Consider the following 26,935-nt stretch of genomic DNA (forward strand, 5'->3'; position numbering starts at 1 on the left):
TATGAAAATTTTTTCTCCTAAAATGAAAAAACCACACTCAAATGAGTGTGGTTTTTTTTGTGACCTTGCCAGGATTCAAACCTGGAACCTCCTGAGCCGTAATCAGGTGCGCTATTCAGTTGCGCCACAAGGCCATTTTGTTGTTGCTTTTAGCGGCTGCAAATATATTTATTTTTAAATTGCAAGACAAATAAAATCTACAAAAAAATGAATTTAAGTGAATATATTCGAAATATTGAGGATTTCCCCAAAGCTGGAGTGCGTTTTAAAGATATAACTCCGCTACTAGCAAACCCTGATGCAACCGCCTATTGTTTACAGCAATTAGTAGCTTTGTTGGAAGGTGAAAAGGTAGATAAAGTTGTAGGTATTGAGTCGCGTGGTTTTTTCTTTGCAACATTACTAGCAAAAGAACTTAAAGCGGGTTTTGTTCCTATAAGAAAGCCAGGGAAGCTCCCGTTTAATACTCTTAAAGAGCCTTATGAGTTAGAATATGGAATGGATGCCCTCGAAATACACGAAGACGCTATTAAGAAAGGTGATCGCGTTCTCTTGCACGACGATGTACTAGCTACGGGTGGAACAGCAAGAGCAGCTTGTAAGCTTATCGAAAATCTTGGAGGGGAAATTGTGCAGTGTAATTTTTTACTAGAAATAGAGTTTTTAAAAGGCGTTCAGAAATTAAAAAATCAAAATGTAAAATCCTTACTAAAGTATTAGTCTAACGAATTTTTGGTTACCCATAATTTGTAACCAAAAATTGCCATTTGTAGCTTCGATGCTTTAGCCAAATCCACTCCCTTTTTGGTGAAACTAGGAAGTATCTTCCTATTAACCTTTGCTAAAAATTTAAAGAATTTCTTTTTCATATTGTATAAAAATAAGAAAACCTTCTAGTTATCAAGAAGGTTTATGAAATTTATAAGATTTCTATTTTTTGGTGGTAATTTCTATAGCCCCATTGACTCCTTTGCCACCATATTTCTTAAGCGCTTTTTCACTTTTTAAAACATTTACTTTATCAATGTTTTCAGGCAACAATAATTCTACTTGCTTTTTAGTAGACGCTATACCATCGATGAAATAAAGTGTATTATCTGCTTTTTTATTTTTATTCAAATGTCTTTTTGTGTTTGTTTGGCCCTGCACTTCATGTGCTTCATTATTTGGAGAGGCTGAAGGAGTAGGATGATTATTTTTCATTTTAGATCTGCGTTCCTCAATTTCCATTTTTCTCTTTTGTATACGTTCTTGCATTTCCATTTTGCGTTCGTTCATATCCTGCGAACGTTCTTGCGTCTTTAAATTTCTTCTTTGCATACGTTCATTACGGCGCTTTTCGACTGCTTCAGACCAAAACCCTGTTTTCCCATCTTTATCGATAAAAAAGAAAAATTCATCAATGCCTTGATTCTGGCTTACTTGGTAGTTTCCGTTGTTTCCGTTTCCGGTATAAGTCAGGGTAAGTGAAGTAATTTCGTTATTATTGTTGCGAATGGTAGCATAGCTTAATTCTAAACCATATTTACTTTTAACCTCTTCTTTAATTTCTTGAAGTGAAGCATCGGTTGTGTTCTTGTCAATTTTCACACGGTAGGTTTCCTGTAATGGTGATTGTTTTTTAGTCATAGCTTTTGGTGTTTTTTGAGCTATAGATTCTGTTACAGGCTCAATAGTTGTAATAACAGCTATATCCTTCTTGTCTGAAATAGGTGTGATAGCTTCTTCTTTAACTTTTTCTGTTTTTACCTTATTATTTTCTGAAGGAATTTCCACGTATTTTTTTACTTCGTTTACATTAAAACTCCATAAAAATATCGTTAATAAGGGCAGTAGTACCATAGCCTTAAAGGCGTTTTGTCTATTTGAATTTGCTTTGTTTAACATAATGATTCGTTTTTTGATGAATGAATTATAAAAGTTATTTGTTGGGGCAGATAAAGGCGATGCCAATGAGGTGTTTAGCAATGCTAATTGGTATTCCTTTTTTGAATTAATACGAGTAATGGTTGTTCGGTCTGCTAAATACTCTAAGTTTTCTACAATGCTTTTTTTATAGCCCCATGCTAATGGATTAAACCATTGTATAATAATAAGTAGGTTACTTATCAATACATCTAATGTATGTAGTTGTTCTACGTGTGCTTTTTCGTGTGCTAATATCATACCAAGTTCATTGTCAGTATGTAAATTGGGATTGTAAACGATATAATTGAAAAATGAAAATGGTGAAATTGATTCAGATACTTCAATTATTTTACAATTGTTACTTTGCTTGTGAGGTTGTTTTTCTAATAAAATAAAAAGAGAAACAAGCTGATAAATGAATCTTAATGAAAAAACTATTACTCCTAATACATATATATACAATAGTATATTTTCAATTGAATAGTTTGTGTTAAATGCTATGGAAGTTAAAGTTTCTGAAGTCGTTTCAGTGGAAGAAAATGATGCTAAAGCCGGAGTTTCTATTATTATGGTTTTGGTAAACTGTATAAATGGAAGTATTGCAGCAGCAAGGACTCCTATAAAAAGAAAGAGCCTGTTGAAGGTAAAGTGTGTTTCTTTTTTTAATAGAAAAGTATAAACAAGATAAAATAAGGAAAGAATTCCAGCAGATTTTAAAATGTATTGAATTGTTTCCATTTTATTATTTGTTTTCAATTAACTCTAATATCTCTCGAAGATCCTGCGCGCTTATTTTTTCTTCTTTAGCAAAAAATGAAACCATGTTTTTATAACTATTATTAAAGTATCGTTTAGAGGCGAGATTCATAAATCCCTTGCTGTATTCTTCCTTAGAAATAATAGGGTAGTACTGATGTGTTTTGCCAAATGCATTAAAGGCTACATAGCCTTTATCTTCAAGATTTCTAACTATAGTAGAAATTGTGTTGTAATGATTAGTGCTCGGTAAAATCTGTAAAATTTCTTTTACAAAGGCCTTTTCAAGCTTCCAAAGGGCTTGCATTACTTCTTCTTCTTTATTTGTGAGGTTTTCCATAGATAAAATTCAGAACTAGTTTTATAGTTAAACAACTATTTTTGTAGTTATAAAACTTCTTTTTTAGTTGTTTATTGTATTCGTTAAAAAAATACTATCAAAACCTGTGCTTTTTTCATAATTAGTATCTTCGCGAACTTAATAAGGTTTATGGATTATTTATTTGTATTTATCGGCTTAACATTATTGGTAATTGGAGGAGAATTTTTGGTGCGGTCTTCCGTGGCGCTTTCCTTTAAATTGAATTTGTCAAAAATGGTTATAGGACTGACGGTAGTTTCATTTGCTACCTCAGCTCCAGAATTGTTAGTGAGTTTACAAGCCGCTTTAAATGGGTTTTCTGATATCTCTTTAGGAAATGTAATCGGTTCCAATATTGCAAATATTGGACTTGTTTTAGGTATAACGGCAATAATTTCACCTTTAGCTATAGATAAGGATTTCTATAAGCTTAATTGGCCTGTTATGATGATACTCTCAATTGGGCTGTATTTTATATTGAAGAGTGGAGATATAATTTCTCGTTCGGAAGGATTTGCATTAATACTTATGATAGTGGTTTATCTATGGGTTTTAATAAGAAAAGCACGAAAGGATAGAGGGGCTGTGCAAGTTGATGAAGAAGTTGATGAAAGTCTTGCAACCACGTCTAATTTTAAGATTATTCTTTGGTTAGTTATTGGTGGTGTAGCATTATATGGCGGAAGTGAATTGTTAGTAAACGGAGCGGTTTCTTTAGCACAAAGTTTTGGAGTTACAGAACGAGTAATCGCAGTTACGATGATTGCTGTAGGTACAAGTATCCCAGAGCTAGCTGCTTCTGTAATTGCAGCACTTAAAAAAGAAAAGGCTTTATCGCTTGGGAATCTTATAGGTTCTAACATATTTAATATTGCTTCAGTTTTGGGAATTACTGCTATTATTCAACCTATAGCAGTTATAAGCGAAGAGGTGCTTACAAACGACATATTCTGGATGATTGGTTTTGCTGGAATACTTTTGCCTTTAGCATTCCTGCCAAAAGCTTACGAACTTGGCCGTAAAAGAGGGATTTTACTTTTATCGGCTTATGCTGTTTTTATTGCTTTAACAATATTAAAGTAGTCTTTATCTGGTTTAACCCCTATTTTTTAGGGGGTCTTCACGGGAAAACACATTTTTTTTCAAAAAAACTCTAAAAATAAAGGGGTGTGCTTTGGTTTTTCTTATTTTTGCAATGTCAAACTAAAAAAACTACAAGATGCCAACATTGCGATTTCACGCACTAAAAAAGACCTTTGATAGAGTTCCAGTTCCTGTAACTGAACCACAAAGGCGTTCCGAAATCTTTGGAAAAAATGTTTTCAATAGAGATGCTATGCGTCAATATCTTACCAAAGATTCATTTAATAGTGTTATGGCAGCTATTAATACTGGCGCTAAAATAGAAAGAAACATTGCCGATCATATCTCTACAGGTATGAAAGAATGGGCAATTGCTAAAGGTGCTACACATTATACTCACTGGTTTCAACCTTTAACGGGTGCAACTGCTGAAAAGCACGATGCGTTTTTTGAAACAATGGAAGACGGTCACGCTATCGAAAAATTCGGTGGCGGTCAATTAGTACAGCAAGAACCAGATGCTTCTAGTTTCCCTAATGGTGGTATTAGAAATACATTTGAAGCTCGTGGATACACTGCGTGGGATCCAACTTCTCCAGCATTTATTTACGGAACGACATTATGTATACCTACAGTTTTTGTTTCGTATACAGGTGAAGCGTTAGATTATAAAACTCCTTTGCTAAAAGCATTACTTGCTATTGATAATGCAGCAACTGCAGTAGCAAAATATTTTGATAAAAATGTAACTAAAGTAAATGCAACTCTAGGTTGGGAGCAAGAATACTTTTTAGTAGATAGCGCTTTAGCAGCTTCTCGTCCTGATATTTCATTGGCTGGAAGAACCCTACTTGGTCATTCTTCTGCTAAAGGACAGCAATTAGACGATCATTACTTTGGTTCAATTCCTGCACGTGTTTTAAACTTTATTAGACACTTGGAAACTGAATGTATGTTATTAGGTATTCCAGTAAAGACCCGTCATAATGAAGTTGCCCCAAATCAATTTGAGTTGGCTCCTATATTTGAAGAAACAAACCTTGCGGTAGATCACAACTCCTTATTGATGGATTTGATGCATAAAATTGCCGAAAAACATAATTTTAGGGTGTTGTTTCACGAGAAGCCATTTGCGAATGTAAATGGAAGTGGGAAACATAACAACTGGTCGTTAGCTACAGATACAGGAGTAAACCTTTTGGGGCCTGGAAGTACTCCAATGAAAAACCTTCAGTTCTTAACTTTCTTTATCAATACGCTTAAAGCGGTAAACGATCACGAAGAATTACTTAGAGCCTCTATTGCAAGTGCAAGTAACGATCATAGATTAGGGGCTAACGAGGCGCCGCCAGCAATTATTTCGGCCTTTATTGGTTCGCAATTAACTGAGGTTCTTGATGAGCTTGAAAAAGTAACTAACGGAAAACTTTCGCCACAAGAAAAAACAGAGCTTAAGTTAAATGTTGTAGGTAAAATTCCAGAAATTTTACTAGATAATACCGACCGTAACCGTACTTCAGCTTTTGCGTTTACAGGTAATAAGTTTGAATTCCGTGCAGTAGGTTCAACAGCTAACTGTGCAAACCCTATGACTGTGTTGAATGCGATTGTTGCTAAACAACTTATCGACTTCAAAGCAAAAGTTGACGGATTGATAAAGAGCAAAAAGATGAAGAAGGACGACGCCATCTTCAATGTGCTTAGAGAGTATATTAAAGACTCAAAAAGAATTCGTTTTGAAGGTGATGGTTATGGTGAAGCATGGGAACAGGAAGCAAAAAAACGCGGACTTAGCAATCACAAAACAACTCCAGAGGCATTAAAGGCGAAAATCTCTAAGAAAACTATTGATCTTTTTGAAGAGTTAGGGATAATGAGCAAAGTGGAAATGGAAGCTCGTTATGAAATTGAAATGGAAGAATACACTATGCGTATTCAAATTGAAGGACGTGTACTTGGTGATATTGCTAGAAACCACATTATTCCTACTGCTATTCAATATCAAAACATATTGATAGAAAACGTTCAAGGTTTAAAAAATATTTACGGTACCGACTTTAAGAAGTATGCTACAGAGCAAATGCACCTTATTGAACAAATAAGTGAACACCTTGCTAAAATTAATAAAGGCATTACCGATATGATTGAAGAGCGTAAAAAAGCTAATAAAATTGAAAACGCTGAAAAACGTGCCCTTTCATATTGTCACGAAGTAAAACCTTATTTCCAAATTATAAGGTATCACTGTGATAAACTAGAACTTTTAGTAGACGATGAGCTTTGGCCATTAACTAAATACAGAGAACTGTTATTTACAAAATAACATACTCTATTATATAAGGATCATTCTAAACCGCTTAACTTTTGTTGAGCGGTTTTTTATTTTTGAAAATCATCTTTTTAAGACGCAGTTAATGGTGTTTAATTGTGTGTGCTTTTAAAGTGATGAATCTAATAAATGTGTTGGTATTATAGATTGCTTAAATAAATCTAAGGTTATTTTAAGTTCCAACCTTTTTTTAAAGTTTCTTAGTTATAGATTAGAAAGTTAAAATTGAAATGAACCCTAGGTGCTGTGGGTTTTATTGAAGGTTAAAAAATTAAATAGGGGATTATTTTTTAAAAATAGTTGTTTCCCCCTATTTGCGTAAAAAGATCAACTTTGTTTGTTTATTAATAATATTTGTTGCATATTTGTTGTGTAGTTCAAAAGGAGATAAGTTATCTCGAACTGCAATTCCTCCTCAAATAAACAAACCTGTCCCCAGCGTTTTGTAAATTAAAAAAAATCCCTACTTTTTAAAATGTTCTTTTACTAAGTTCATCTTTACACCCATCCCCATAATTTAATTTTAATGGAATGCTTTTACGTGTTCCTGAAAAACCTCAAGGAAATTTTTCCTTGCAAGAAAAAGAATTTTTAACCAATTATTAATAATCTTTAAATCTTTAAATTATGAAAAAAGTAGTTTTAAGCGCATTGGCGCTAATCGCGGGAACAGTAATGTTCGCACAATCAAATGACAGTAATGTTCTTCAATTTGGACTAGGAAATGGTTCAACAGTTTTCCAGCAAGGAATTCTTAATGACTCAGACGTATTCCAGTTTGGTGTTGGAAACACATCAATGGTAGATCAGTATGGTGTTCTAAATCAATCTGCGGTACTTCAAGTTGGAGCTAACAACGATTCTGATGTAGATCAAGATGGTGCACTTAACGGTTCATTAGTTGTGCAATTAGGACAAAATAATGAGTCTACAGTAACTCAATGGGGTTTAGCTAATGGTTCTACTGTATTGCAAGTTGGAAATGACAATGATTCTGATGTTGATCAAACTGGAGTTTTAAACACTTCTAGTGTTACTCAAATAGGGGACTTTAACATATCAGACGTAGATCAATTAGGAGCTTTTAACACTTCTGATGTAGATCAAAACGGATTTGGAAATGACTCTGATGTAATTCAAATTGGCTTAGGAAATAATTCAGATGTTGACCAAATGGGGGTTTTGAATTTTTCAGATGTAACTCAATTAGGAATTGGAAATGGATCTACAGTTTATCAAGACGGATTATTGAATGATTCAGATGTTTTCCAATTGGGTCTAGGAAACCAATCATTTGTTGGTCAAATCGGATGGTTTAACGATTCAGATGTTAATCAAATAGGTGCTCTTAACGGAAGCCTTGTATTGCAAATGGGATTGTTTAATACTTCAATGGTAAATCAATTTGGACTTGGAAACACTAGTGTTGTTGGTCAATTCGGTCTTGGTCACAACAGTGTAGTTAATCAAATAGGAATTGGTAACGGCTCTTTAGTAGTTCAAACTAATCTATAGTATACTGAAATAAATATTAATTATATTTATAGAAAAGTAGTAAACTGTAAGAGCACTTTTTAAGTGCTCTTACGCTTTACACCAACTCTTAAAACAAAATATTATGAATAACTTAATTAAAATATCGGTAGTTTCTATTGTTTGGTTTATGGCGTGTGCTACTTATGGTCAAACCTATAAAGACAAAGACAATAAGGCTTTGGAGGATATCCAGTCTAAAACATCACTACTAAATGTTGTAGCTGCACAAAACAACCAGTTAGTTGGGGTTAATAATGTTACTCGTGTGCAACAAGTGGGAAATTACAATTCCGCCTTTGCTGTTACAAATTCAAATTATAGCTATATAGACGTGAATCAATTTGGTAATAGAAATGACGTTAATATGGTGGTTGCTGCAAATAAAATCTCAGAAGATGTTTTGCAAATTGGTAATAATCATAGCTTTACGGACTTAAGTGTTAGTCACAGTGATATACATGCTGCTAACGTTTTACAGTTTGGAGCTAATCAAAACTTAATTTGGCTTGGTGGCCAAAATTCAATGTCCGATAAAATGATGGTTACGATGAAAGGTAAAAATCAAACCGTTATAATTCGGAATTTAAAAAATTAAAATTTTGTACAAAACTCGATTACATAGCTTACCTCTTTTCTTTTTGCTGCTGTTGTTGCCTTGTATAGCTCTATCTCAAATTTACAATACTGAGGTGGAAGCTAATATCAATATAGAGCAACATGGGAATTCTTATAGTATTACTAGTTCGGCTGTAAATAAAACTGTTTCTAATCAGAGTTTACATTATGTTCTTTCTGTGATTAAAAATCAAGATAATAATTCAAATACATCAAAAAACGATCAAAGTGGAAGATTTGTACTAGAGATTGGAGAGAAAAAAAATCTTTCCACAACTACTATAACTGTTAATGACAACGAACGGGTAATTGTGTTGCTATTAATATATGACGACGAAGATACACCATTGGGTATGGATCGTAAAGTTATAAATGCAACGGAAGAGGATTTAGCACTTCAAAAACGTGATAGCATCGAAAGAGAAAGAGCTGTAAACCTGTCGCCAGATATTAGTACAAAACCTGTAGATGGTGTTATGATTAGTGGAATCGTTACCGAGGATACTAAAACAAAACCAGGCAGGGATTTTTATAAATTGTTTGATCAAAAGTACAGATTAAACAATATAAACGGAGCAGAAGTCGTAACTATCAAAGAAGTTTTGTCATTAAATAATACTACCAAAATTGAAATTTTAGTAGCAAATGAAAAAGTTTTAGAATTTTTTGTTAGGCCTCAAATTGAGTTCTTAAAACAGATGGCAGACATTGCTATTAGAAAAGTATATTGGTTTTTACATCAATATAATGAGAGAAAGCATACACAGAAATATTACTAGGAAATAATTTTTTTACCTTAAAAGAAGAGAATATTGCTGTCTTTCATGAATAATTATCGGTTTTTCTGTTAAAAATATGTAAAAATTTCTTATCTTTTCATTGAGATTAAAACATTTTAATATCTCATAAAAATTAACTAACACAAATGAAGATGAAATACTTTATTTTTTTCTTATTTATTACTTTTTCTACTGTGAGTTTCGGACAACAGCTAGTGTATAGGCCTATAAATCCATCATTTGTAGGGGGAGATCCATTTAATGGGGCTTGGCTACTAAACTCTGCCAATGCTCAAAATTCATTTGAGGATGATTCTGCATTTGATGCCTTAGATCGATTGGACGGATTTAATCAACTTGGTTATAATCAATTTAATCAAGGGAAAACTCCTCCAATGGGAACAAGTATTAGTGGTGACTATCAGTATGAAGTATTTGAATCATCGGGAGGATTAGTGATAAATGTATTAAATATTATTACTGGTGAAGCAACCCAAATAATCATTCCAAATTAAAATCTATATGAAGAATACACTTACAAAACTTTGTATTGTAGCTCTCTCTTTTTTATTTTGGGGTTGTGGTGCATATTTTAATCAACCCTTGGGTCCGCAAGACGCACGTATAGGTGAGATTACTAAACAAACAAAAACGCTTTATACCCTTCCAGAGCCAGAAGAACCAATAATTGCTGGGGTTTATAATTTTAAAGACCAAACCGGGCAATATAAAAACATAGAAAATGGAAGTACTTTCAGTACTGCAATAACTCAAGGTGCAACCACTATTTTAATTAAAGCCTTAGAAGACTCAAAGTGGTTTAGACCTATTGAGCGCGAAAACATAAGTAATCTTCTAAACGAGCGACAGATTATACGATCAACTCGTGAGGAACACAGAAGAGCTAATGATAATTCGCCTACGCGATTACCTCCACTTTTATTTGCTGGTGTTTTATTAGAAGGTGGAGTAGTGTCCTATGATTCAAACATCATAACAGGTGGTGCTGGTGCAAGGTATTTTGGTGTTGGAGGATCTACACAATATAGACAAGATAGAATTACTGTTTATTTACGTGCGGTTTCTACTAACACTGGTGAAGTTTTAAAAACAGTATATGTTTCAAAAACTATTCTTTCCCAAGCCGTAGATGTAAGTCTTTTCAAATATGTGAATTTTCAACGCTTACTTGAGGTTGAAACAGGTTTTACTAAAAATGAACCAGCGCAAATGGCAGTTCAAGAAGCTATTGAGAAGTCGGTTGAAATGCTAATCATTGAAGGTATCAAAGACAAATTATGGTCTACAAAAGAAGGAAGTGAGAAAAATAAAGAGATTGTAGATGAATATTTACTTGAAAAAGAAGTTGAAGAATCAACCGAACTTTACGAAAGACGATATTTAGAGAATAATTATAAAAGTCAGTTCAATATTAATGCCGGTATGGCATTAGTGGATGGAGATTATACCACTGGAATTTTAGATTATAAATTTGGGCTACTGTATAAGTATTCCATCCTTCCAGAATTAAGAGTAGCAGCAGATTTTCAATTTTTTAGGCTAAATTCTACTCCAGAAATAAATCATTGGTGGCTTAGTCAAGGTGTTAATGTTGAGTATAATATGCTGCCTAATGATAGGTTAAGTCCTATTTTTTACGCAGGACCAGGAATATTGTTGTTCGCAGATGACAGCCCTATAGGCGATTTACAACGTTGGGATAGCTACTTTAATTTAAAGTTTGGAGCTGGATTAGAATATCGTGTATCTCCTAGAGTGTCATTTGTACTTAATGGAGAGTGGGATGTTACATTCTCAGATAAAATAGACAATTTACCTCAAGGAAGAAGGGACGACTTCTATTATACAATGAGTTTAGGGTTGAGTTATCATTTTGGTTCTTCTAGGTCAAAAAAGAAGATTTACCAAGAAGGTGATCAACTTGAAATATCACCGCTTAATAATTGATAATCGGGTGGTTTTAAGAAAATAACATTAATGAACAAATATAACATACAGATGAGAAGAAGTTTTACATATATAAAGTTCTTATGCTTGTTATTTGTCGTTTTGGTTAGCTGTAACGAAGACCGAATTGACGAAAACGCCTACGGTAAAATTACCGGAAAGGCTGTAATAGAAGGGACAAACGAACCATTGCAGAACGTTAGAGTTTCTACAAGTCCAGTAACTAGTACAGTATTTACAGATGATGAAGGATATTTTATTATAGAAAATGTTCCTGGAGGTGAATACTCTGTTTTAGCTCGTTTGGATGGTTATCTAGCTCGATATGAGCCAGCAACTGTTCTTGCAAATAAAACCGTTAATGTTATTTTCGATATGGAGGTTTCAACGGCAAATAATAGACCACCATCAACCCCTGAGTTAATTGCACCTGAGGAAAATGAAGTTCTAGAAAGCATTGAAGCAGTATTTGAATGGAAATCAACAGACCCTGAAGGCGACCCTATAACATTTACATTAGAGTTGAGAAATGACCAAAATGAAGAAGTACTTATGTTCGATGAGCTTACAGACTCTACATTTGTATATTCAGAATTGATGCTCGGTGCACAATATTTTTGGCAAGTATCGGCTGCGGACGAATATAATCCTCCAGTTTTAAGTCCTGTTGGAACATTTAAAGTGAAACCCGCACCTATTGAAAATAGATTTCTCTTTGTTAGAAATATAAATGGTAACAACGTTATATTTTCAGCAGATGAAGAAGGTAATGAATTTCAGTTAACATCAGAAAATACAAATAGTTACAGGCCACGTAGAAATGTTGCTGCAAATAGAATTGCTTACCTACAAACCACCGGTGCCCAAGCCGACATATATACTATGAACCGCGATGGTACGGATAAGGTTAAAGTTACATCAAACGTAAAGCCTAATGGTTTTAATTTGAATGAAATAAATATATCTTGGCCTCCAACGAGTGATCGTATATACTTCCCAGTATTAGATAAATTATATCGAATTCGATCAAGCGGACAAGACCTTGAACTAGTATATCAAACTACCGATGGTTCTTTAATTTCTGAAATAGCTGTTAGTGAAAATAGCGATCTAATAGTTTTGAAAACAAATAATTTAAGTGGATATGATATTTCAATTTTTACTATAGACTTTAGTGGAACAGTGTTAGACACTCTTATTACTGGACTTCCTGGTGGTGCAGGAGGATTGGATATCTCTGTAACAAACTCTAAAATTGTATACTCTTATGATGTGGATGGTTTTGAGCCTTTAGATTATAGAAGATTGAATTCTAGAATATTCCTATACGATATGGTAACAAATACAACCACAGATATTTCTGGTGAAAAACCTAATGGTACTAACGATTTAGAACCAATTTTCTCACCTAATGAAGCTTTTGTGATATTCACAAATACCTCTAACGATGGTATCTCTCAAAAAGATGTATATCAACTTGAAATAGATGATAGCGAAAGTAGAACTCTTCTATTTGAAAATGCATTTATGCCTGATTGGGAGTAAACTAATTAATCATATTTCAAAAAGCCCACTTTGCTGGGCTTTTTTTAATGCGTATTTTTGCCGTAAATTTTATTAAATGAGCTCACAAAATTCAGATAGATACGCACAAAGAGGTGTTTCAGCCGGTAAAGAAGATGTACACAACGCCATCAAAAATGTTGATAAAGGTCTATTTCCTAAAGCCTTTTGTAAAATAGTCCCCGATTATCTTACGGGTGATAAAGACTATTGTCTAATTATGCACGCCGATGGTGCTGGGACAAAATCTTCACTTGCATATACGTATTGGAAAGAAACAGGAGATTTATCTGTTTGGAAAGGGATTGCTCAAGACGCGCTAATAATGAATATAGACGACCTACTTTGCGTGGGGTCTGTAGATAATATTATGCTTTCTTCAACCATTGGAAGAAATAAAAACCTAGTTCCAGGTGAAGTTATTTCTGCAATAATAAATGGTACAGAAGAGTTGATTTCCGAATTAAAACAATTTGGTGTAAACATATATTCAACTGGTGGTGAAACAGCTGATGTGGGCGATTTAGTACGAACTATCATTGTAGATTCTACCGTAACTGCAAGAATGAAACGCAGTGATGTAGTTGATAATGCAAATATAAAACCGGGCGATGTAATTGTTGGTTTGGCTTCTTTTGGGCAAGCAACTTACGAGAAAGAATACAATGGAGGTATGGGAAGTAATGGCCTTACTTCGGCCAGACACGATGTATTTGAAAAATACCTAAGTGATAAATACCCTGAAAGTTTTGATTCGTCAGTGCCGTCTGAGTTAGTTTACTCTGGCTCTAAAAAACTACAAGATACTGTTGAAAACAGTCCCTTAGATGCTGGGAAATTAGTTTTGTCTCCAACTCGTACCTACGCGCCGATAATTAAAGAAATTTTATCGCAGTTTACCAACAAAGAAATTCATGGTATGGTACACTGTAGTGGAGGGGCACAAACCAAAATTCTTCATTTTGTAGAAAATCTTCATATTATAAAAGATAATCTTTTTGATGTTCCACCACTTTTCAAACTAATTCAAGCTGAAAGTAAGACCGATTGGAAAGAGATGTATAAGGTTTTTAATATGGGGCATAGAATGGAGTTATACGTTCCAGAAGAAATTGCCGAGAAAATCATAAAAATTTCAAAGTCATTTAATGTAGACGCCCAAATAGTGGGTAGAGTTGAGGCTTCAGAAACAAAGAAGCTTACAATAACTGGTGAAAACGGCACGTTTACATATTAAATAGATTATAATGAAATATACTCTTTGGTTAATTTTTCCTTTATTGATTCTTAACTCTTATAATTTAAAAGCGCATACAGATTCATTAAAGGTAAAAACAAAAAAAAAGGATACTGTCGACTTAGGTTGGCGAACCAAAAATGAGGCTGGCTTATTGCTAAACCAAGTATCTTTTACTAATTGGAATTCTGGAGGAACAAATTCTATTTCAGGTATTGTTTCTACTAAGTCTGTAGCAAAATATAAGCAAGAAAAATGGTTTTGGAACTCTGAATTAAATCTGAAGTACGGTTTAAATAAGCAACAAGATAATGGCGTAAAAAAAACCGAAGATGTTATAGATTTAAATTCCAACGTAGTGTTGCAAACCGATTCTATAAGCAATTGGTTTTATTCTGCAAGATTTAGCTTTAACACTCAGTTTTCAAATGGTTATAAATACCCTAATAAAGATGAAGCTATATCTAGGTTTTTAGCGCCTGGTTATATGTTTTTTGGTGTTGGGATGGAATACGGTAGAAAAATTGAACATTTATCATTTTATGCTTCTCCTTTTACTTTAAAAACCACTTTTGTAATGGATGATCATCTAGCAAATAGAGGTGCCTTTGGTGTAAATCCAGCTATTTACGATATGGATGGAAATATGTTGAGTAAGGGTAATAATATAAAGCAAGAAGTAGGTATACTGTTAACCAATAAATACGAAGAGAATATTTTCGAAAATATTAAGTTGAATAGTCATTTAAGATTATATACCGATTACGTCAATAGTTTTGGCAATATTGATATTGATTGGGAGGTGAATATAGATATGAAAGTAAACAAGTTTGTTAAAGCAACTTTAGGATCTCACCTCAGATATGATAATGATATTAAAGTAGAGTCCAAAAGAAATGAGATCACAAACGAAGAAATCATTCTTGAAGGTCCAAGTGTTCAATGGAAACAAATACTTGGAGTAGGAGTGGTTATCGATTTTGATAAGTTATCTAAATCGAAAGAAACCTCGTAATCTGCTCTAAAACACCACAAAATAGATATAGAAACTTCAGGTTTCTTCAAGAAATAATTTCATTTTTTCAATCGAAATAATTTCGACTAAAAAATTGTAAATTTGCCATTCATTATAAAAATATATGTTAGACAGGCTTCAAATAATAAAACAACGTTTCGATGAGGTGAGTGACCTTATCATTCAACCAGATATAATCAGTGACCAAAAGAGATATATTCAGTTAAATAAAGAATATAAAGACTTAAGAGTTTTGATGGATAAAAGATCAGAATATCTTGAGCTTACTGATAATATTAATGAAGCTGAAGAAATCATTTCAGATGGAAGCGATGCGGAAATGGTTGAAATGGCAAAGTTGCAACTAGACGAAGCGTCAACTCGTTTGCCTCAATTAGAAGAGGAAATTAAATTCCTTTTAGTGCCTAAAGATCCTGAAGACTCTAAGAACGCCGTTATGGAAATTCGCGCGGGTACTGGTGGTGATGAAGCAAGTATATTTGCAGGAGACCTTTTTAGAATGTACACAAAGTATTGTGAAGGTAAAGGTTGGAAGACAAACGTTATAGATTTAAGTGAAGGTACTAGCGGAGGTTTTAAAGAAATTCAGTTTGAAATTGAAGGTGATGATGTTTATGGAACTCTAAAGTTTGAAGCTGGTGTACACCGTGTACAACGAGTACCACAAACCGAAACTCAAGGACGTGTACATACAAGTGCTGCTACGGTTATGGTGTTTCCAGAAGCTGAAGAATTTGATATTGAAATTAATCCAAAAGATGTAAGGGTAGATTTCTTCTGTTCGTCTGGTCCAGGTGGGCAGTCTGTTAACACTACCTATTCTGCTGTGCGTTTAACTCACGTTCCAACAGGATTGGTTGCGCAGTGTCAAGATCAAAAATCACAGCATAAAAACAAGGAAAAAGCCTTTAGAGTGCTTCGTTCACGTTTGTATGATATGGAATTGGCTAAAAAACAAGCTGAAGATGCTCTTAAAAGAGGTTCTATGGTAACAAGTGGGGATCGTAGTGCTAAAATTAGAACATATAACTACTCGCAAGGGCGTGTAACCGACCATAGAATAAACCTTACTCTTTACAACTTGGGTAATATTATGAATGGAGATATCCAAGAAATAATAGACGAATTGCAATTGGTGAGTAATACAGAGAAGCTAAAAGAAACAGGCGAAACATTTTAAAATAATTTAGCGTTACAAGTCTTATAAAGTAGGGATGAACCAACTATTAATCATAGTTGGTCAATTTCACTTCTATTTAATTTTCAGATACTTTACAATAAACTTTCGTCAGATTTAAATTAAACCTAATGACTACCCAACAATTAATTTCAGAAATAAAAAGGAAGAAATCTTTTCTTTGCGTTGGACTTGATGTAGATCTTGATAAAATTCCGGAATTTCTTTTAAAGGAAGAAGACCCGATTTTTGCATTTAATAAAGCTATTATAGATGCTACACATCAATATGCAGTGGCATATAAGCCAAATACTGCTTTTTATGAGGCTTATGGTTTAAAAGGATGGCAATCCCTGGAAAAGACGATTTCTTATTTAAATAAAAATTATCCTGAAATATATACCATTGCAGATGCAAAACGCGGTGATATAGGTAATACATCTTCAAGATATGCAAAAGCTTTCTTTGAAGACTTAGGATTCGATTCGATTACTGTTGCTCCATATATGGGCAAAGACTCTGTAGAGCCTTTTCTAGCTTTTAAAGACAAGCACACAATTTTACTTGCACTTACTTCAAATGAAGGTGCTTTTGATTTTCAAACAAAAAATGTTGGGCAACAAGAACTTTATAAAGAGGTTTTGGAAACTTCTAAAACTTGGAACAACAGCGAAAATTTAATGTACGTGGTTGGTGCGACTAAAGCAGAGTACTTAGCAGACATTCGCAAAATTGTGCCTAATAGCTTTTTATTGGTTCCTGGTGTAGGAGCTCAAGGCGGAAACCTACAAGATGTTTGTAAATATGGAATGTCTGAAAACATCGGTTTATTAATTAACTCTTCAAGAGGTATAATTTACGCTTCAAATAAAAATGATTTTGACGATGCTGCTGCTGAAGTAGCAATGAAAATGCAAACTGAAATGAAAACCATTTTAGATGGAATTCATTGATCAGTTAAATAGAGTTGTAAAACTTAGCAAAACTCCCACCCGAATTGTTTCTTTGGTGCCTTCGCAAACCGAATTATTGGTAGATTTAGGTTTACGTGATAATATAGTTGGGGTAACCAAGTTTTGTGTGCACCCTAATGAACTTCGGAAGGAAAAGACAATTGTTGGAGGTACAAAAAATGTACACTTCGAGAAGGTGAAAGCCCTTAATCCAGACATTGTAATTTGTAATAAAGAAGAAAATACTGAAGAAATAGTAATTGAGTTAGAGAAAATAGCTCCAGTTTGGGTAAGTGATATCTCAAATATTTCTGAATGTATTGAGATGATAAATAGGTTAGGGGAGATGTTTGAAGTCTCGCAATCTGCATTAGAAATAAGCTCAAAAATTTTATCCGAATGGAATGCTTTCAAAGCATTTTCTGAGAAACTTCCTATAAAAAAAGTGGTTTACTTAATTTGGGAGGATCCGTATATGGCTGCAGGAAGAGATACATTCATCAATGAATTACTAGAATTAAATAGGTTTGAAAATCTCTTTACTGACGAAAATTCCCGTTATCCTGAAGTTCAAGAAGATTTATTACGTCAGGCTGAAACCATTTTGCTTTCCACAGAGCCATTTCCTTTTAAAGAAAAGCACGTTTCGGAATTACAAAAAGAATTTAAGGCTGAAGTTAAGTTAGTAGATGGTGAATACTTTAGTTGGTATGGTAGTAGAATGACAAAAGCGTTTGAGTACTTTAAAGGACTTCACAAAAGCTAATATGGGAATCAATTAGGAATGGCTGTTCAATGAAAGCCTTTGTATTTCACTCATAATTTTATCGGCTTGACTATGAAATAATTCACTTTTCTCAACATCTTTTAGAGAAATTTCAAAAGATTTCTTCATCAAAAGAGTGTATTTGTCTTCTAATTTTTCAAGCTTCGATTTTTTTCTAAACAAATTAGTCATTGCCACATTTTTTACGATTGCAAAGATAATTTGTATAAAGCCAAAATGTTACAAAGGCTTGGTTAATAGTATCCTAAAAGTAAGTAGCTTAGTGATTTATACTGTTAAATAATTAAGTATATTAATCCTGCATTGCAAAAACCTGTCTGAGTAATTTTGTGGTTCTTGCTCCGATATTGTTTCTAATATCTTTCTCCTCTACACTAATCATTGTATAAACACCCTTTAAGGCTTCGTTGGTTACGTAGTCGGTTAAATCTGGATTTACTTTAGTAACAAAAGGAACTGAATTGTATCTTGTAATAATATTTGTCCAAATTTGATCTGCTCCAACTTTAGCAAAAGAGTTTTTTATTACAGGATTAAATTTTGAATATAATGCCGTGTTAGTGCGTTGTTCTAAATAATTGGTAGCTGCATTATCTGGACCTAATAGAATGTTTTTTGCATCTGTAAATGTTATTTCTTTAACTGCATTTACAAATATAGGTGTAGCTTCTTTTACAGCATCTTCAGCAGCGCGGTTTAATGCTTTAATCCCTTCATCGGCAAGACTTCCAAGGCCTATATCGCGTAGGGTTTGATCTACCTTTTGCAACTCTGAAGGTAGCATAATCTTCACGAGTTGATTTTTATAAAATCCATCCTTGTTCGTTAGCTTCGTTACTTGTTTATCTATTCCTTTATCTAAAGCTTCTCTAAGACCGTTTCCTATTAGTTGAGGGTCCATGCCTATACCTGTGTCAGTTGGAAGGGTGTTTACTACTTGCTGTAATTCAGCGCAAGAGAATAGCGTGAATACACTAATAAAAAGGATAAATTTTTTTAAATACATCTTGTTTGTGTTTTTATAGAAACCTCAAAGATAAAAAAAGACCCTTCAATGTGAAGGGTCTTTTAATTATAAACTTATTTTAAAATTCTTATTTAAGAACTTTTACAGTTTTAGAGCTGTTTCCAATTTTTACTTTAACTAAATAAGCACCAGTTGGAAGGTTGCTCATGTTAATTCTTGGAGAAATAGTACTTGGGTTTTCTTGAAGTACAACTTTTCCTAATACATCGTAAATAACTACTTGGTCTACAGCATTAACAGTTTCTATATTTAAGAAGTCTTTCACTGGGTTTGGATATACAGAGAATTTATCAGCTTTAAAGTCTTCAGTGCTTAGTAAGCCAAAAGCTGTAACTACATCATCAATATAGTAAGTTGTAAACTCGCTAGGTGCGTAAAAGTCAATAGCTCCAAAATAAGGTACTGCCATATCGTTAAATGGAGTTCCTTCTAAAATAGCTGGTAAACCATCTACATTCATTTGAAGTGTTTTGTTATCAAGATCTAAAATTAATTCTACTGGGAACCATGTATCATGAGGGAAAGCCCAAGTAGCAGATCCATCAGCAACTTGACCTTGACCTGGAGTCATATTGTCTGGGTTAAAATAAATATCAGGGCTTAAGAAAGAACCAGCACCTTGATCAACTGCAGGTGTTTCTCCTTGTAAGTTGAAATATCCTTCTTTACCAGATGGAATGTACATGTTAAATCTCACAGTATAGATATCTGTATCTGGTTGGCTATCGATAATGTATAATTGGTCTTTACCAGCAGGGGCACCAACTTCGTCAATCAATAAAGACTGTGAACCTGAGTTAGATTGGTCTAATGCAACGATACCATCTTCTGGACCACCATTTTGTCCAGACCAAGTTTTCCAATAGTCAGATTGAGCTGAAATAGGACCAGGAGAATAGCTTTCTAAATCATCTTGTTGGTCAATTTGCCCATAAGATGTAGATAAACTAAATGCTCCTAAGGTAAATGCTAATAAGTAAATTTTTTTCATAATATTTTATAGTTTGTTTGATTTTACGAGGGTCTAAGATATAATAAAATGATTTAAAAAAAAGATGTTTTGATGTTTTTATTAAAAAAAATATAAGTTTTTAGAAATAAAAAAGCCCTTAAAATTTAAGGACCTTTTTTAAATTAAACCTTTAAAACTATTCTTTATTTTACAATTTTTACAATTTTTGAGTTGTTTCCGATAGTTACTTTAACCATATATGTTCCTGAAGAAAGGCTGCTCATATTAACTGTAGGAGAAATTTTTCCTGGCATCTCTTGAAGCACAACTTTTCCTAAAACATCATAAACAGTTACTTTATCTACTGAAGCTGCAGATTCGATGTTTAGTATGTCTTTTACAGGGTTAGGATATACAGAGAATTTATCTTCAGTAAAATTTTCTGTACTTAAAATCCCAGAAGCCATAGTTATATCATCTATATACATATCGTTATTTGGGCTTGCAGAAAAGAAGTCAATTCCAGCTAATTCTGTAAATACTTGTCCACCAAATTCAAATACTTGTGAAAATATTACTTGTTGGCCATCAATAAACATATCCCAAACTTGGTTATCTAAATCATAAACACAAGTTGTTTTAAACCATTGGTCTTCTGGAAATGTAAAAACTTGATCGTAAGTTGAGCAATCCGTTTGTCCGGTTACCCCACCTTGTCCGGTTTCTGAACCACTACAGTTAAAATAAACGTTTCCTCCCATAAGGGCTTGTGTCCATGCCGATCCACTTGCGGTTAATGCTGCCTGCATATTAAAATATCCGGAAGCACCAGCAGGAATATATGAGTACCATTGAATTGTATATGTTCCAAACATTGGAGCCGTAGGAGTTAACAGAATCATATCTGTAATTCCAGATCCGTCAATATGTAATGATTTGATTCCAGATAATGCCTCATCGTCTGTTACGTCTGCATCTTCAGCACCTCCACTAACACCAGACCAAGTGCGCCAATGGTCTGCTTGTGGTGACACATCGCCCACCGTATAAGATTCAAAATCGTCGGTTAATTCTACTTGAGCTTGAGTAGAAAAAGCAAATGCTCCTAAAGCAAATGCTAATAAGTAGATTTTTTTCATAATATTTTAAATTTAGGTTAAGAAATTAATACCCTAAGATACGATAAAATGATTTATTACCACAATATTTTTAAAAATTATCATTATTACATATAACTGTTTAGTTCGTATGGTTTTAATTAAATTTGCCTATTAATTTACAAGTAGAAATTATTATGCAAAATATTAAGCCATATACCCCTAAACATAAAGTACGTATTGTAACTGCAGCATCTCTTTTTGATGGACATGATGCCGCTATTAATATAATGAGACGAATTATTCAGTCCACTGGTGTTGAGGTTATACACTTAGGTCATGACCGTAGTGTGGAAGAAGTGGTAAATACAGCAATCCAAGAAGATGCTAATGCAATAGCAATGACTTCATACCAAGGTGGGCACAACGAATACTTTAAATATATGTACGACCTCCTAAAGGAAAAAGGGGCAAGTCATATTAAGATATTTGGTGGCGGTGGAGGAGTTATTCTTCCATCAGAGATAAAAGAATTGATGGATTACGGTATCACTCGTATCTATGCGCCTGATGATGGTAGAGAAATGGGGTTGCAAGGAATGATTAACGATTTAGTAAAACAATCAGACTTTGCTATTGGTGATAAACTAAATAATGAACTAGAGAATCTTCCAAATAAGGAAATCGGTTCTATTGCTCGCTTAATTTCTGCTGCTGAAAATTTCCCTGAAATCGCAAAAGATGCGTTGGATAAAATTCACGTTATAAACGAAAAGAATACAACTCCTGTATTAGGTATTACTGGAACGGGAGGAGCTGGTAAATCATCATTAGTTGATGAATTAGTAAGAAGATTTCTAATAGATTTCCCTGAAAAAACTATTGGAATTGTTTCCGTTGATCCATCAAAGAGAAAAACTGGTGGGGCTTTATTAGGAGACCGAATTCGAATGAACGCTATTAACTCTCCAAGAGTTTATATGCGTAGTCTGGCTACAAGACAAAGTAATCTTGCTTTGTCTAAATACGTAGCTGAAGCTATTCAGGTTTTAAAAGCTGCTAACTTCGATTTAATCATACTTGAAACTTCAGGTATTGGGCAGAGCGATACCGAAATATTAGAGCACAGTGATGTTTCATTATATGTAATGACTCCTGAATTTGGGGCGGCAACTCAGCTTGAGAAAATTGATATGTTAGATTTTGCCGACTTAGTGGCAATTAACAAGTTTGACAAGCGCGGTTCTTTAGATGCACTACGCGATGTTAAAAAACAATATGTACGTAACCATCACCTATGGGAAACTCCACAAGACGAGCTCCCTGTTTATGGTACAATAGCGTCCCAGTTTAACGATCCTGGAATGAACACGCTGTATAAAGCAATAATGGAAACTATTTCAGAAAAAACTGAGGGAGATCTTAAAAGTGATTTTCAAGTTCCAGAAGAAATGGATGAGAAGGTTTTTGTAATCCCACCATCAAGAACGCGATACTTATCTGAAATTGCTGAAAACAACAGAGCTTACGATAAAAAAGCTTCAGAGCAATCTGAAGTTGCCCAAAAACTTTATGGAATCTATAAAGCTATAGAATCGATTTCTGGAAAAGCACCAGAATTGGATAAAGCAGGGATAGTTTCTGAATTTATTAACGATTCGGAAGCCAATAAAGATCTATTAAAATTATTACTTGCTGAGTTTGATCGTGAAAAGTTGAATTTAGATCCCTACAACTGGGAAGTTATCACCGGTTGGGATGAAAAAGTAAATAAATATAAAAACCCAATCTATAGTTTTAAAGTTCGCGACAAAGAAATTAAGATTGAAACACATACCGAGTCGCTTTCACATTCACAAATACCAAAAGTTGCTTTGCCAAAATATCAAGCTTGGGGCGATATTTTAAGATGGGTACTTCAAGAAAATGTTCCTGGAGAGTTCCCTTATACTTCTGGTTTATATCCTTTCAAAAGAACTGGAGAGGATCCTGCACGAATGTTTGCAGGTGAAGGTGGACCAGAGCGTACAAATAGACGTTTTCACTATGTAAGTATGGGATTGCCTGCAAAGAGGCTTTCTACTGCTTTTGATAGTGTAACCCTATATGGTAATGATCCTGATTTAAGACCAGATATTTATGGAAAAATCGGTAACGCGGGAGTTTCAATTTGCTGTTTAGACGACGCCAAGAAACTTTACTCTGGTTTTGATTTAAGTCACGCAATGACGTCTGTGAGTATGACTATTAATGGTCCTGCACCTATGCTATTAGGTTTCTTTATGAATGCAGCTATCGATCAGAATTGTGAGAAGTATATTGTTGAAAACGGTCTTGAGGCAGATGTTGAAAAGAAAATCAGCAAAATTTACAAGGATAAAGGTATTGAACGACCTAAATATAACGGAGAGTTACCAGAAGGAAACAACGGTTTAGGATTGATGCTACTTGGTGTAACGGGAGATCAAGTATTAGATGCTGATGTTTACAACAAAATTAAATACGAAACACTACAACAAGTTCGCGGTACTGTTCAAGCAGATATTTTAAAAGAAGATCAAGCGCAAAATACCTGTATATTCTCTACAGAATTTGCACTTAGATTGATGGGGGATGTTCAGGAGTATTTTATCGAAAAGAAAGTAAGAAACTTCTATTCTGTTTCTATTAGTGGTTACCACATTGCCGAAGCAGGAGCTAACCCAATTACCCAGTTAGCATTTACACTAGCAAATGGTTTTACTTATGTAGAATATTACTTGAGCCGTGGAATGGACATCAACGAGTTTGGTCCAAACCTTTCATTTTTCTTTAGTAATGGTATCGACCCTGAATATGCAGTTATTGGTCGAGTAGCTAGAAAGATTTGGGCAAAAGCATTAAAAGAGAAGTATGGTGCAAACCCAAGAGCTCAAATGCTGAAGTATCACATTCAAACTTCTGGACGTTCATTGCACGCGCAGGAAATTGACTTTAATGATATTCGTACTACGTTACAAGCGCTTTACGCTATTTATGATAACTGTAATTCACTGCATACAAATGCTTACGATGAGGCTATTACAACACCTACAGAAGAAAGTGTACGTCGTGCAATGGCAATTCAGTTAATTATCAATAAGGAATTAGGGCTTGCTAAAAATGAAAACCCAATTCAAGGATCTTTTATTATTGAAGAATTAACCGATTTAGTAGAAGAAGCTGTATTAAAAGAATTTGATAGTATCACTGAGCGTGGAGGAGTTCTTGGTGCAATGGAAACTATGTACCAACGCAGCAAAATTCAAGAAGAGAGTTTGTATTATGAAACTTTAAAGCACAATGGTGAATTCCCGATTATTGGAGTAAATACTTTTTTAAGTAGTAAAGGTTCGCCAACCGTTCTTCCTGCTGAAGTAATTCGCGCAACCGAGGAAGAGAAGCAAGTTCAAATTAAAACACTTCAAAGTCTTCATAAAATGTATGATGGAAAAGCAACGGATGCAATTGAAAAAGTACAGACTGCAGCAATTCACAATGAAAACATATTTGAAGAACTTATGGAAGCAACAAAGGTTTGTTCGTTAGGTCAAATTACCGAAGCCTTATTTAAAGTAGGTGGGCAGTATAGACGTAATATGTAGAAATAATAATTTATAATAATAAACCCCGGCATTCTAATTAGATTGTCGGGGTTTATATTTTAAAATTAAAAATTGTTGTTATTCCTCTTCCTCAGTTTCACTATCCTCATCTTCTAGATCTTCCCAGTCTTCGTCTTCATAATCATCAAAAAAATCTTCAAAAATATTTTCTGAATCAAAAGGGATGTCATCTTCAGGACTGTGGTCGTCGTAATTTATACCTGGCGGATTAAAAAGCCCCCAACGATCTATAGTGTAATCCCAAGGATCAAAGGTTTTTACCCATTCAGCAAAAAGAACACGGAAGTTTTCAACTTCTTTTCGAAGTAAATCAAGGTATTCAATTTCATCAAAGCCTAACATTTCAATTCCTTGAAGGTCGTTGATAATTTCCCGAGCTGATTTACGAATTATGGTGGCATTTTCCATTTTAAGGTCGTAAGCGTCAACGCTTTCTGCACCCATAATTTTGGTTGGAATAATAAGTGAGTTTTCCATCATATAACTCAAGTTATACTCCATTAATTTCTTTTCACCTTTGCGTTTATACTTTATATCTGTGTTTTCTACAGATTTCACAAGGTGATAAACGAGGTTTGAGATTTCCTCGGCTTTTATATAAATAGGCATTTGCCTCACGTTGTTGTGGTGCTCCATAGAATCAAAATCGTCGTCGTCAAACATAATAAGGCATTAATACTTTCCTTTTACAAAGGTAACGATAGGTTTCTGATATAGAAAATGAAAAGTAGAACTCTATATGTTAAAGAGTTAATTGCCAGGTATGTTGGAGTTTGCGGAATTTCTTGATTTCTTTTCTAAGTAACGGTAAAAAATCTTTACCATTGCTATTTACTTTCTCTAAGCGTTCACAGGTTTTGTACAACAAATTAGATAAGTGAATCACAGAGGCTGCATGCTTGTGTTTTTCTTCAGAAAAAGGTTGACTTTCTGCTTTTAGAATTTTAGGTCCAAGTGATACTGATTGTTGAACAATATCGCCACTGAAATAAATATTAGGATCTTCTTTTCCGTTTTTCTGAATTCCTGCTAAATCATAACTTAGGTATGTAGAGATGTTACGAGCTAATGAAAAAATTTCCATTGCTTTTAGGTACATCGCTGAATGTTTATTATTTCCGTAAGTATGAGCTGACATTTTATAATTTTAAAGTGTATCAAATTTAGCGACAAGAAACTTTAATTCATAATTGATGTTAAAGTAAAAACGTATATTTGCTTTAAATATTAAGTAAAAATTGATTAAAACTTTAATATGAGTATAGATTCTTTAAACTGGAAAATACTGAAGTGTCTTCAAACAAATGCACGTCAGCCAAACACCGTAATTGGGAGGGAAGTAGGTATTAGTTCTCCTGCAGTTTCTGAACGTATTAAAAAAATGGAGGACTCTAATATTATAACTGGTTATTTTACAGATGTTTCTCCTATGGAAGCTGGGTATCAATTTAAAGCCATTATCACACTTCGCGCTTTTATGGGTAAATTGAAACCTTTTCTTGAAATAGTAAAAACATACGATGAGGTTATAAACTGCTATCGCATTACAGGAAATGAAAATATTGTAATGGAAGTTGTTTTAAAAAATCAAAAACATTTAGAGTCTTTTATAGACCAACTTATTTTTTATGGTGAAACTAAAACTCAGATAGTACTTTCGCATGTTGTAAAGAACAATGCACTAAAACCTGTGAAGTAGTTAGCTGATGTTAAAATTGTTACAATTAGAATCTTGTTAAGACTTGTGGAGCTATGTATGAAGTATTTTTGGTATTCTAATTAAAACATATACCATGAAAAACTATACTATTCATTTTTTGATTATAACTATTGTCACAGCACTATTAGGTTTTACAGGTTTAGAGTTTCCTGGTGATAAGTTGGTTCGAATTATTTGTCTGTTTGCGGGAATTGCCTTGATGATCTCTTGTTTAGATGCAGTAATTGTTAGTCGTAAGAATAAAAGGTTTAAAAAAGAGTCACAATCTTAAGATTGGTATTCGCCTTTTTTTATTTTAAATGAATTATATAAGCTTAAAGTAAAGCTATACTTCCCTTGTATTCCTATTTCCAAGCTATAGCCTTTTCCTCATTTGGCCAATAGTGTTTTTCTTCTTCTGCTTGTAG

General features: G+C 33.8%; 26 protein-coding genes and 1 tRNA gene. 17 read left to right on the plus strand and 10 right to left on the minus strand.

All coding sequences use genetic code 11. From position 1 onward, the window contains the following. Positions 1 to 60: 60 nt before the first annotated feature. Positions 61 to 134, minus strand: a tRNA-Arg gene (locus G3A46_RS05425). 73 nt (positions 135 to 207) lie between these two features. Between G3A46_RS05425 and G3A46_RS05430 the strand changes: the two genes are divergently transcribed. Further along, the gene (locus G3A46_RS05430) at positions 208 to 720 is read left to right on the plus strand and encodes an adenine phosphoribosyltransferase (protein WP_165147154.1); all 513 of its coding nucleotides are present in this window, start codon (positions 208 to 210) and stop codon (positions 718 to 720) included. Here G3A46_RS05430 and G3A46_RS14320 read toward each other — a convergent pair. From G3A46_RS14320 to G3A46_RS05440, 3 genes are all read right to left on the minus strand, one after another. Next, positions 717 to 869, minus strand: coding sequence for an SsrA-binding protein (locus tag G3A46_RS14320; RefSeq protein ID WP_241836860.1), 153 nt, complete (start codon positions 867 to 869; stop codon positions 717 to 719). The genes G3A46_RS05430 and G3A46_RS14320 overlap by 4 nt on opposite strands. Positions 870 to 930: 61 nt before the next feature. After that, positions 931 to 2,646 (minus strand): M56 family metallopeptidase, encoded by a 1,716-nt coding sequence (locus tag G3A46_RS05435; protein ID WP_165147157.1) that lies wholly within the window; start codon positions 2,644 to 2,646, stop codon positions 931 to 933. 4 nt (positions 2,647 to 2,650) lie between these two features. Continuing rightward, the gene (locus G3A46_RS05440) at positions 2,651 to 3,004 is read right to left on the minus strand and encodes a BlaI/MecI/CopY family transcriptional regulator (protein WP_165147160.1); all 354 of its coding nucleotides are present in this window, start codon (positions 3,002 to 3,004) and stop codon (positions 2,651 to 2,653) included. A gap of 150 nt (positions 3,005 to 3,154) precedes the next feature. Here G3A46_RS05440 and G3A46_RS05445 point away from each other — a divergent pair, with 150 nt between their 5' ends. The 13 genes from G3A46_RS05445 to G3A46_RS05505 all read left to right on the plus strand — a co-directional run bounded on the left by G3A46_RS05445 (position 3,155) and on the right by G3A46_RS05505 (position 18,067). Further along, positions 3,155 to 4,108, plus strand: a complete 954-nt coding sequence (locus G3A46_RS05445) for a calcium/sodium antiporter (protein ID WP_165147163.1) — start codon at positions 3,155 to 3,157, stop codon at positions 4,106 to 4,108. A 136-nt stretch (positions 4,109 to 4,244) separates the two neighbouring features. Continuing rightward, positions 4,245 to 6,431: a glutamine synthetase III gene (locus G3A46_RS05450; RefSeq protein WP_165147166.1), complete on the plus strand. Its 2,187-nt coding sequence runs from the start codon at positions 4,245 to 4,247 to the stop codon at positions 6,429 to 6,431. A 633-nt stretch (positions 6,432 to 7,064) separates the two neighbouring features. Beyond that, positions 7,065 to 7,952 (plus strand): hypothetical protein, encoded by an 888-nt coding sequence (locus G3A46_RS05455; RefSeq protein ID WP_165147169.1) that lies wholly within the window; start codon positions 7,065 to 7,067, stop codon positions 7,950 to 7,952. A gap of 103 nt (positions 7,953 to 8,055) precedes the next feature. Then, a complete protein-coding gene (locus G3A46_RS05460; RefSeq protein WP_165147171.1) occupies positions 8,056 to 8,568 on the plus strand; it encodes a hypothetical protein in 513 nt (170 codons plus the stop codon). Between the two features lie 4 nt (positions 8,569 to 8,572). After that, positions 8,573 to 9,367, plus strand: coding sequence for a CsgE family curli-type amyloid fiber assembly protein (locus G3A46_RS05465; protein WP_165147173.1), 795 nt, complete (start codon positions 8,573 to 8,575; stop codon positions 9,365 to 9,367). Positions 9,368 to 9,519: 152 nt separating this feature from the next. Further along, positions 9,520 to 9,882, plus strand: a complete 363-nt coding sequence (locus tag G3A46_RS05470) for a curli assembly protein CsgF (protein WP_241836861.1) — start codon at positions 9,520 to 9,522, stop codon at positions 9,880 to 9,882. Positions 9,883 to 9,889: 7 nt separating this feature from the next. Next, positions 9,890 to 11,335, plus strand: a complete 1,446-nt coding sequence (locus tag G3A46_RS05475) for a CsgG/HfaB family protein (protein WP_165147177.1) — start codon at positions 9,890 to 9,892, stop codon at positions 11,333 to 11,335. Positions 11,336 to 11,365: 30 nt separating this feature from the next. Next, positions 11,366 to 12,880, plus strand: coding sequence for a carboxypeptidase regulatory-like domain-containing protein (locus tag G3A46_RS05480; protein ID WP_165147179.1), 1,515 nt, complete (start codon positions 11,366 to 11,368; stop codon positions 12,878 to 12,880). A 76-nt stretch (positions 12,881 to 12,956) separates the two neighbouring features. Continuing rightward, a complete protein-coding gene (locus tag G3A46_RS05485) occupies positions 12,957 to 14,135 on the plus strand; it encodes an AIR synthase related protein (protein WP_165147181.1) in 1,179 nt (392 codons plus the stop codon). 10 nt (positions 14,136 to 14,145) lie between these two features. Next, complete coding sequence (locus tag G3A46_RS05490) at positions 14,146 to 15,150, plus strand: DUF3078 domain-containing protein (protein ID WP_165147183.1); 1,005 nt, start codon at positions 14,146 to 14,148, stop codon at positions 15,148 to 15,150. Between the two features lie 124 nt (positions 15,151 to 15,274). Next, positions 15,275 to 16,351 (plus strand): peptide chain release factor 1, encoded by a 1,077-nt coding sequence (gene prfA, locus G3A46_RS05495; RefSeq protein ID WP_165147185.1) that lies wholly within the window; start codon positions 15,275 to 15,277, stop codon positions 16,349 to 16,351. Between the two features lie 128 nt (positions 16,352 to 16,479). After that, a complete protein-coding gene (pyrF, locus tag G3A46_RS05500; RefSeq protein ID WP_165147188.1) occupies positions 16,480 to 17,301 on the plus strand; it encodes an orotidine-5'-phosphate decarboxylase in 822 nt (273 codons plus the stop codon). Beyond that, positions 17,288 to 18,067, plus strand: coding sequence for a helical backbone metal receptor (locus G3A46_RS05505; RefSeq protein WP_165147191.1), 780 nt, complete (start codon positions 17,288 to 17,290; stop codon positions 18,065 to 18,067). The genes pyrF and G3A46_RS05505 overlap by 14 nt, the downstream gene beginning before the upstream one ends. A gap of 12 nt (positions 18,068 to 18,079) precedes the next feature. Here G3A46_RS05505 and G3A46_RS05510 read toward each other — a convergent pair whose 3' ends face one another. The 4 genes from G3A46_RS05510 to G3A46_RS05525 form a co-directional block, all read right to left on the minus strand. Next, the gene (locus G3A46_RS05510; RefSeq protein ID WP_165147194.1) at positions 18,080 to 18,259 is read right to left on the minus strand and encodes a Lacal_2735 family protein; all 180 of its coding nucleotides are present in this window, start codon (positions 18,257 to 18,259) and stop codon (positions 18,080 to 18,082) included. A gap of 121 nt (positions 18,260 to 18,380) precedes the next feature. Next, a complete protein-coding gene (locus tag G3A46_RS05515) occupies positions 18,381 to 19,094 on the minus strand; it encodes a DUF4197 domain-containing protein (protein WP_165147197.1) in 714 nt (237 codons plus the stop codon). 88 nt (positions 19,095 to 19,182) lie between these two features. Further along, positions 19,183 to 20,106, minus strand: a complete 924-nt coding sequence (locus G3A46_RS05520; RefSeq protein WP_165147199.1) for a T9SS type A sorting domain-containing protein — start codon at positions 20,104 to 20,106, stop codon at positions 19,183 to 19,185. A 164-nt stretch (positions 20,107 to 20,270) separates the two neighbouring features. After that, complete coding sequence (locus tag G3A46_RS05525) at positions 20,271 to 21,206, minus strand: T9SS type A sorting domain-containing protein (protein ID WP_165147201.1); 936 nt, start codon at positions 21,204 to 21,206, stop codon at positions 20,271 to 20,273. 155 nt (positions 21,207 to 21,361) lie between these two features. On the opposite strand from G3A46_RS05525, the gene G3A46_RS05530 reads away from it, so the two are divergent. Next, positions 21,362 to 24,787, plus strand: coding sequence for a methylmalonyl-CoA mutase family protein (locus G3A46_RS05530; RefSeq protein ID WP_165147203.1), 3,426 nt, complete (start codon positions 21,362 to 21,364; stop codon positions 24,785 to 24,787). A 78-nt stretch (positions 24,788 to 24,865) separates the two neighbouring features. Here G3A46_RS05530 and G3A46_RS05535 read toward each other — a convergent pair whose 3' ends face one another. Beyond that, positions 24,866 to 25,471, minus strand: coding sequence for a hypothetical protein (locus G3A46_RS05535; RefSeq protein ID WP_165147206.1), 606 nt, complete (start codon positions 25,469 to 25,471; stop codon positions 24,866 to 24,868). Between the two features lie 79 nt (positions 25,472 to 25,550). After that, positions 25,551 to 25,946, minus strand: coding sequence for a hypothetical protein (locus G3A46_RS05540; RefSeq protein WP_165147209.1), 396 nt, complete (start codon positions 25,944 to 25,946; stop codon positions 25,551 to 25,553). 117 nt (positions 25,947 to 26,063) lie between these two features. On the opposite strand from G3A46_RS05540, the gene G3A46_RS05545 reads away from it, so the two are divergent. Continuing rightward, positions 26,064 to 26,507 (plus strand): Lrp/AsnC family transcriptional regulator, encoded by a 444-nt coding sequence (locus tag G3A46_RS05545; RefSeq protein ID WP_165147212.1) that lies wholly within the window; start codon positions 26,064 to 26,066, stop codon positions 26,505 to 26,507. 94 nt (positions 26,508 to 26,601) lie between these two features. Continuing rightward, positions 26,602 to 26,799, plus strand: a complete 198-nt coding sequence (locus tag G3A46_RS05550; RefSeq protein ID WP_165147215.1) for a DUF1328 domain-containing protein — start codon at positions 26,602 to 26,604, stop codon at positions 26,797 to 26,799. The last annotated feature ends 136 nt before the right edge of the window (positions 26,800 to 26,935 follow it).

This window comes from Aequorivita sp. KMM 9714 (genome assembly GCF_011065475.1).
GTDB classification, from domain to species: domain Bacteria; phylum Bacteroidota; class Bacteroidia; order Flavobacteriales; family Flavobacteriaceae; genus Aequorivita; species Aequorivita sinensis.